General features: G+C 42.6%; 6 protein-coding genes. 2 read left to right on the forward strand and 4 right to left on the reverse strand.

The window, feature by feature from the left end; translation table 11 throughout:
• Window positions 1-875, forward strand: an 875-nt coding sequence (locus RMY16_RS29095; protein ID WP_322739279.1) for a DUF4157 domain-containing protein, incomplete at its 5' end; no start/stop codon positions are given.
• A gap of 122 nt (window positions 876-997) precedes the next feature.
• Here the strand turns inward: RMY16_RS29095 and RMY16_RS29100 are convergent.
• From RMY16_RS29100 to RMY16_RS29115, 4 genes are all read right to left on the reverse strand, one after another.
• The gene (locus RMY16_RS29100; RefSeq protein ID WP_322739280.1) at window positions 998-1,975 is read right to left on the reverse strand and encodes a LysR family transcriptional regulator; all 978 of its coding nucleotides are present in this window, start codon (window positions 1,973-1,975) and stop codon (window positions 998-1,000) included.
• A gap of 320 nt (window positions 1,976-2,295) precedes the next feature.
• Window positions 2,296-3,090: a WGxxGxxG-CTERM domain-containing protein gene (locus RMY16_RS29105; RefSeq protein ID WP_322739281.1), complete on the reverse strand. Its 795-nt coding sequence runs from the start codon at window positions 3,088-3,090 to the stop codon at window positions 2,296-2,298.
• 831 nt (window positions 3,091-3,921) lie between these two features.
• The gene (locus RMY16_RS29110; protein WP_322739286.1) at window positions 3,922-5,268 is read right to left on the reverse strand and encodes a HEAT repeat domain-containing protein; all 1,347 of its coding nucleotides are present in this window, start codon (window positions 5,266-5,268) and stop codon (window positions 3,922-3,924) included.
• A gap of 207 nt (window positions 5,269-5,475) precedes the next feature.
• The gene (locus RMY16_RS29115) at window positions 5,476-5,886 is read right to left on the reverse strand and encodes a ubiquinol-cytochrome c reductase iron-sulfur subunit (protein ID WP_322739282.1); all 411 of its coding nucleotides are present in this window, start codon (window positions 5,884-5,886) and stop codon (window positions 5,476-5,478) included.
• Window positions 5,887-6,403: 517 nt separating this feature from the next.
• Here RMY16_RS29115 and RMY16_RS29120 point away from each other — a divergent pair.
• A complete protein-coding gene (locus RMY16_RS29120; RefSeq protein WP_322739283.1) occupies window positions 6,404-8,059 on the forward strand; it encodes a ferredoxin--nitrite reductase in 1,656 nt (551 codons plus the stop codon).
• Window positions 8,060-8,083: the final 24 nt, after the last annotated feature.

Raw genomic sequence — 8,083 nt, forward strand, 5'->3', positions numbered from 1 at the left:
ATAGCACGCTGCAACGAGAAGCATTGCCAGAGGATGAGGAAGAATTACAAATGAAATCTCTGGACAATAGCACGCTGCAACGAGAAGCATTGCCAGAGGATGAGGAAGAATTACAAATGAAGCCGATGGTGCAGCGTCAGGCTGGGATGGCTGGTGCGCCAAACCTGGAAGCCTCCATTAACCAAGCACGGGGGGGTGGACAGGCGATCGCAGACAACATCCGCGAACCAATGGAACAGGCATTTGGCGCAGATTTCAGTGGGGTGAAGGTTCACACGGATGGTCAATCTGACCAGTTGAATCGGTCAATTCAGGCGCGTGCTTTCACGACGGGACAGGATGTGTTTTTTCGGCAGGGAGAATATAATCCTGGGAGTCGGGGCGGACAGGAGTTGTTGGCGCATGAGTTGACCCATGTTGTGCAGCAGAAGGGAGGAGTATTAGATACCGCAAATGTGCAGCGAGTGTGGGGAAGTGGACTACCTGCTAGTGTAAAAGCACCCGCTACAGAAGACCAAAAAGCCAAGGCAAAAGCCGAAGAGCAGGAGAAAAAAAAGGCCCAAGAGCAGGAGCAGCATCAACAAGAAGTACAGAGTTTCATCAATAAAATTGAAACCTTTATACAAACGAATGATGGAACAGCTGATGGGACGAAGACAGGAAGATGGAATTATTATCCAACCTTTAAGATTTCACAGAAAATTTGCGATGACGTGATTAACGCATGGAGGGGAAAAGGAAGCGCACAGAACTACCATGTGCTTGATAGTCATAAAAATAATGAGGGTTATATAAATTTTTTAAGGACAGATCCCAAAAAATCATCTTCTACAAAGTCTGTAAACGCGAATATCCATGTATACATATCCAATTGATAAAATTTGTGCCACCCGCCAAATTTCCTGGTGGTAAGCTAATCAGCATTCAAATTGCAACATAGCTACTATTTCCCTTGTTTTTGTCTGACCATGCCACTTAATGACTAACGTTGATTTAATTAACTTACGTTGTCCAACAAAATGGCGGTTGACGAAGGCGATCGCTGCTGGTTAATTTGTAGTGGAATATTTTCTTGCACTAGTTGCCAAAAGTGTTTGATGGGTGGAATTTGCAGACGGTCTTGAGTTGTCACCATAACTACCCGACGAGTCAAACTTGAACCATCTACCAAACTATTAGTATTATTGCTAGCTAAAGAACGAATCGCCAGGGTAGGGTCAAGACGAGCTTCTAGTAATGCTGATTGAGGTAGCAAAGCTATCAATTTTCCTTGGCGCACCACTCCCCGGAAGGCATCTAGGGTATTTACCTCTAAAGCCGACTGGAGTGTAGCTTCCATCCGCTCAAATCTGTCTTGTATTAAGCGTTGCATCCCATAACCATCTTTAAAAACCACTTGGGGATAACGAATTAGCTCCGACCAAGGGATGAATTCATATTGTGCCAGGGGGTGATTAGCTGCGATTAAAACTTCTATAGGTTCATCATAAAGTACTTCTACCACCATTTCTTTACTGGTGGTTAAAAAGCGATTATTCATCACAATTGCTAAATCTACCAATCCATCTTTGAGGACTTTGAGGGCGCGATCGCTTCCTAATGAAGTCACCCGCAATTGCACATCTGGATAATCATAACAAAATTTTTGCAACACTGGTGGTAAGTAAGATCCACATAGGGAGTGAATCACGGCAATGCAAAGTTCTGGTTGCTTTCCGGCAATTAAATCGGCTAATTCTTCTGTAGCAGTCTGCCACTCTTGACAAATTTTGCGGACGCGGGGTAACAAACGTTCACCTCCTAGCGTTAGTTTGGCATGAGTGCTTCTGTGAAACAGTTCTATCCCCAAATCTGCTTCTAATGCTTGGATTTGGCGACTAATTGTCGATTGGGTAACACCAGATGTTCGCGCTGCTTGTTGAAAGCTGCCGGTTTTGGCGATCGCTAGAAAGGCTTGCAACTGCTCTAGGCGCATTTTTATGTAGCCTGAATTACATTTATCAGTTTTATTAAGTTAACGGATTTTTAAAAGCATTTTAGTAGAATTTGTTACAGGTCTTTGACTCGAATTGATATTTAAGTAAATCAGTTTTTACCGCCTTTATCGTCAATTATGCGCCTTGCACCGATTTTTTCGGAAAATCTCGCCAAAAAAGAATTGACTACTTTCTGCTGAAATATATGAATTTTCAGACAAGACTTTTAGAGAAACCTATCGCAAAAATAATTGAACCGCCAGAGGCTCAAGCCTCTGGCGGTTTTCCGAGTTTTGTAATAGTTCTAGTGTGGTTAATACTATCTGGAGCGAGAACCTGTTACTTCATTAGGGTCGCTATAAGCCCGGACTTTTTCGCGATTACGAGTCAGACCTGCTAAACCAGCTAGGCCAAGCAAACCTAGCCAACCCAAATTGAAACCGCGATCGGTATTTCTTTCGGAAGTTACGACGCCTGTATTTCTGTTAGTACCTGTGGCATCAGTGCCCGTTGTGCCAGTACCTGTGGCATCAGAGCCTGTTGTTCCAGAACCTGTAATTCCACTGCCCGTTGTTCCAGTACCTGTGGAATCAGAGCCTGTAGTTCCAGTACCCGTTGTTCCAGTACCCGTGGAATCAGAGCCTGTAGTTCCACTGCCCGTTGAGCCAGTGCCTAGACCACTACCTGTACTTCCAGTGCCTGTACCACTACCAGTAGTTCCAGTCCCTAAACCACTGCCTGTACTTTCAGTGCCTGTACCACTACCAGTAGTTCCAGTCCCTAGACCACTGCCTGTACTTCCACTGCCTGTACCAGTGCCTAGACCACTGCCTGTACCAGTGCCTGTACCACTACCAGTAGTTCCAGTCCCTAGACCACTGCCTGTACTTCCACTGCCTGTACCAGTGCCTAGACCACTGCCTGTACCAGTACCTGTAGTTCCAGTACCTGTACCACTGCCTGTAGCTCCACTACCTGAGCTAGAGCTACCACTGGAGCCACCACTGCCAGAACCTCCACTCTGGGCAAAAACTGAAGGAGGTAAGGATACAGAAGCGAAACTGATGGCAAAGACAGTAGCTAAAACAGTTTTAGATAAATTCAAAGGTTTCATACTTGTGGTTCCTTTATGTTCTAGATTTCTGTGAGTGATTGATTTTCAAAACCGATATTGTCTACTCAATCCACTGCTAAATAGGTAAATTTTTACAAGAGGTGAGGAGTATTTCGCCTAGCTTCTTTTGGAAAACTTGAAAGCATTTGAATATCCCACAACAACTCACCATTAGTTAGATCAAGCAAAATAATTCATAATTAGTAATTAGTAATTTAGCATTATGAACCTACGACTAAGTTCGCTTGTTCAAAATAGATAGATAATGAATAACAATTTATTTTAAACATGAAATTAATATTCATTTCTACCCGATTTTTAATTACTTATTGTGAATTATTTTGTAACTGCTACACAAGATAACTGCTAGTTTTTTGCCTGACTTCTACCATAAGACCAAAACCATTTATATCGCAGGGATTAATTTGGCTGGCATTTTAGCCTATGAGGGTGAAAAGCATGAAACGTTTTAGAGCTTGCAAACGATTAGATAAAACCCTAAAAGACGTGAGACGTAACTTGCTTTACCAAAAGAAGAGGTCTACTACAAACTTTTAATTATTTACACTGGCTTACTTAATTAAGTACAAGTGATAGCTCACTTAAGCAGGATTTGCTCCTCAATAAATATAATTACTTTTTTGACATTAGCTTGTAGTTATTTGGATATAAATGAACTAGAGACTATAAGCAGCTAGATGCTGCCAACGTATAAGGCTCTATTAACAAGACTTCATAATCTTATTTCGCCAGAGAACTTATAACTTCATACTTCAGGTGTGTCTTACTTTAGACTTAAGGAATACTTTTATTGTCAGTTATAGCTAAAATTTACCATTCAGCTAAAGCGATCGCTATTGCTTGTTTTAAATCTGGTGTGATTGCGTCATTATTCGCTAACTGCTGCAATTGTTGATGTGTGGCTTCTCCACCCAGATTTTTCAGTGCTGCGATCGCATGCAGTCTCACCGATGCATTAGAATCGCCTAACAGCGAAATCAATGGTTCAATTGCCTGCATTTCGCCTAACTGTCCTAAAGACAAGGCAATCGCACTTTTGATGCTGGGAATCTCTGTGGCCGGATGCTGCGTTAGCGAAGCTTGCCGAAGGCATCGCAGTATTTGCAGTAAGATTTCGGCGGCTGGTGTAGTTAACTGCGGTTTTTGGACTCGTCCCAAAACTGTGACAATTTCTTGCCACACTGTTTCTGATGTACTTTGGTTCAGTGCTGTTTGTAAATATTCCAAACTCGATAACGTTCCTACCCAACTTAAAGCGCGGATGGTTTCTAATTGCAGCGTTATTGGTGTCTGGGGTGAAATCAACAAATCAAATAAGTGTTTGGCAGCGTCATCACTACCAATCCGAGAAAGGGTAACTGCGGCTACACAACAAACATCAAGGTTAAAGTCGTAAAGTTTGGGTTGCAGTCTCGTTATTAAATCTAATGCTTGATGTAAATCGGGGCGAAAACCTAAACCAAGTACTGCTGCACGCCTCACTGTGGCGGCGGGATCGTCCAAAGCTTTTAACAATACTGGTGGTACGCGTTCGTCATGAAAACTGCTGAGGGCTTCAATTGCGGCGGCGCGGATTGCTGCTTGTGGATCTTGCACTACACTCAACAGCGGCGTAATGGTTTCTGGTTGCCGAATACAACAAAGCGATCGCACTGCTAACAATCGTGTATTTTCATCTAATAGAAGTTCAGTTAGTGAAGTAATCCCAACAGTACCCATTTGTTCCAGTGCTGTAGCTGCAATCGCTTTGAGTTCTTCATCCTCATCATTTTTCAACAATTCAACTATTGATGCGATGACTTCGCCAACGTTTTCAGCGTACGCTTCTGGGTGTTTAAATTCGCCCAAAGTCCTTGCTGCATACCAGCGCAATTCTTCTTCTGCATCTTCATCTTTTAATATTTCAATCAGTGGTGGTATAGCAATATCACCAAAGTGAATCAACACTTTGGTAATTTCCCAGCGTTGCTGAAAATCCCCCATCTCTAAGATTGAAAGTGTTAATTTCAGAAGATATTCTCTATTTTTAACTATCTCTGGATCTTCCGAGTCTGCACCTAAAATTAACTGTTGCAAATATTGAATTAGTGATGACAAATCAGCGGCATTATGTGCTGCCTCGGCTTGTACCAATAGCTGTTTGATGTTACTCACAATATTTTGCTTTAATTATCATCTTCTGCCCCTTAAGAGTGCTGAGTTATGAGTGCTCAGTGCTGAGTTATGAGTGCTGAGTTATGAGTGCTGAGTTATGAGTGCTGAGTGCTGAGTGGGGAATCTCACTTCTTTACTCAGGACTGGGAACTGGCTTAATGCCTCGGTATCACTAACGGAAAAGAAGAACTATTTTGTCTCCTGCTTCCATTAGCTTGGCTTGACTACAACCGAATTACCCTCAATCTTGGCAGCGTAAGTTTTCAGTGGATCTGTCGCTGGGCCTTTTTGCACTTTACCATCGGCTCCATATTCTGAACCATGACAGGGACAAGCGAATTTTTTCGCATCAGCTTTCCATGCTACTGTGCAACCTGCGTGAGTACAGGTAGGGTCAACAGCAGTTATTCCGGCTTTAGATGTGCCAACTACCAATACAGTCCCAGCAGGTGAGTCTTTCACCAGTAATTGACCTGTTTTATCTAATTCTGCCGATGTACCTACTGTTTGCCAATCTTTAGATACCGGAGTTGTTTGAGAAGAACAAGCTGCGATCGCTACAGGTAGAGAAGCCGCAATCCAACCCAAACCTACCCAATTAATAAAGTCACGACGTTTCATAGGTGCTGAAATAATATCTAAGTTTTAGCTAACATCTGCCATTCAATTTTGGATTTTAGATATGAGATTAATCTATGGCGATCCAAAATTGCTTCAGTCATCTCAAATACCGTTGATTAAGCGTTCTATATCGTTCATTGGTGACTTTAATGTAAAAAATGCATAAAATTCATGCATTTTTTGGAGATTTTCCCAAAAAACGTAACAATTTATACGATTTTAACAAAAAAATCATCTTAAGTTATGAGTATCGAAATTGTTACATGAACATTATCCAAACCTGCTTGACAAATTCCCAAGATGTAAATAGCCACAAATTTTCCTTAGCTAACCACGGATTTGGAGTTTCGCGTAGGAAGGTTCTTGAGTAAAAATAATCAGCCGTAGTTAAATATTAAGTTTTTATTCCCTAACCCTCGTAGATACAACACCTAATGTAACTACGGATCGATTCGTATTGAGAAATTACGACCACAGTTCCCGATCATATCAGTAATTTGCAAAGAGATTCAGCCTCATGACAGACACAGCAACTACCACTAGCCTTAATAAGTTCGAGAAATTAAAAGCAGAAAAAGATGGACTCGCTATCAAGAGTGAGATAGAGAAATTTGCCGCCTTGGGTTGGGAGGCAATGAACGAAACAGATCGCGATCATCGACTCAAATGGGTAGGTGTGTTTTTTCGCCCAGTTACCCCAGGCAAGTTTATGATGCGGTTGCGGATGCCTAACGGTATTCTTACCAGCAGTCAGATGCGTGTTTTAGCCCAAGTAGTGCAGCGTTACGGTGATGATGGTTGCGCTGATATTACAACGAGACAGAATATCCAATTACGGGGGATCAGAATTGAAGATTTACCAGATATCTTTAATAGATTTCACGCAGTTGGTTTAACCAGCGTTCAGTCAGGGATGGATAACATTCGCAATATCACAGGCGATCCCGTGGCGGGGTTAGATGCAGATGAGTTGTACGACACGCGAGAGTTAGTACAGCAAATTCAAGATATGCTTACCAATAAAGGAGAAGGAAACCCAGAATTTAGCAACTTACCACGGAAGTTTAATATTGCGATCGCAGGTGGACGAGACAATTCGGTTCATGCTGAAATTAACGATTTGGCTTTTGTGCCAGCATTTAAAAATAGTGCTGAGTGCCGAGTGCTGAGTGCTGAGTCTTTTTCCCACTCAGAACGGGCTGAACGCCCCGCTACCGCTAACAGCACTCAAGACTCAACACTCATTTTCGGGTTTAACGTTTTAGTTGGTGGCTTTTTCTCAGCTAAACGTTGTGAGGCGGCGATTCCTCTGAATGCTTGGGTACTTCCTGAAGATGTAGTAGCTGTATGTAGAGCGGTTTTGGAAGTATTTCGCGATCATGGGCCACGTGCTAATCGGCAAAAATCGCGCTTGATGTGGCTAATCGATGAATGGGGTTTAGATAAGTTTCGAGCAGAAGTAGAAAGCCGTTTGGGTAAATCATTATTACCCGCAGCACCTAAAGACGAGCTCGACTGGGAAAAACGCGACCACATCGGGGTATATAAACAAAAACAAGCAGGATTAAATTACGCAGGCTTGAACATTCCTGTCGGTCGGTTGTATGCCGAAGATATGTTTGAAATCGCTCGTCTAGCAGAAGTTTACGGCACTGGCGAAATCCGTTTCACGGTTGAGCAAAATATTGTTATACCCAATATTGCTGACTCACGTTTAGCAACATTTTTAACAGAGCCTTTGCTGGAAAGATTTTCTATCGATCCAGGTTTGCTGGCGCGATCGCTAGTATCTTGCACAGGCGCACAATTTTGCAACTTTGCCCTCATCGAAACCAAAAACCGTGCCCTGGCAATGATTAAAGTCTTAGAAGAAGAGTTAACCTTCACCAACCCAGTGCGAATTCACTGGACAGGTTGCCCCAACTCCTGCGGACAACCCCAAGTTGCAGACATCGGCTTGATGGGAACTAAAACTCGCAAAAATGGCAAAACCTTGGAAGGTGTTGACATCTATATGGGTGGCAAAGTTGGCAAAGATGCCCATTTAGGAACTTGTGTTATCAAAGGCATACCCTGCGAAGACTTACAGCCAATATTGCAAGATTTATTAATCAAAAACTTCGGGGCGAAACTCAAGCAAGAAGCCTTACTAGTTGGTATAGCGAAGTGCTGAGTGCTGAGTGCTGAGTGCTGAGTG

This window comes from Nostoc sp. DedQUE12b, from assembly GCF_034530835.1.
GTDB lineage: Bacteria > Cyanobacteriota > Cyanobacteriia > Cyanobacteriales > Nostocaceae > Nostoc.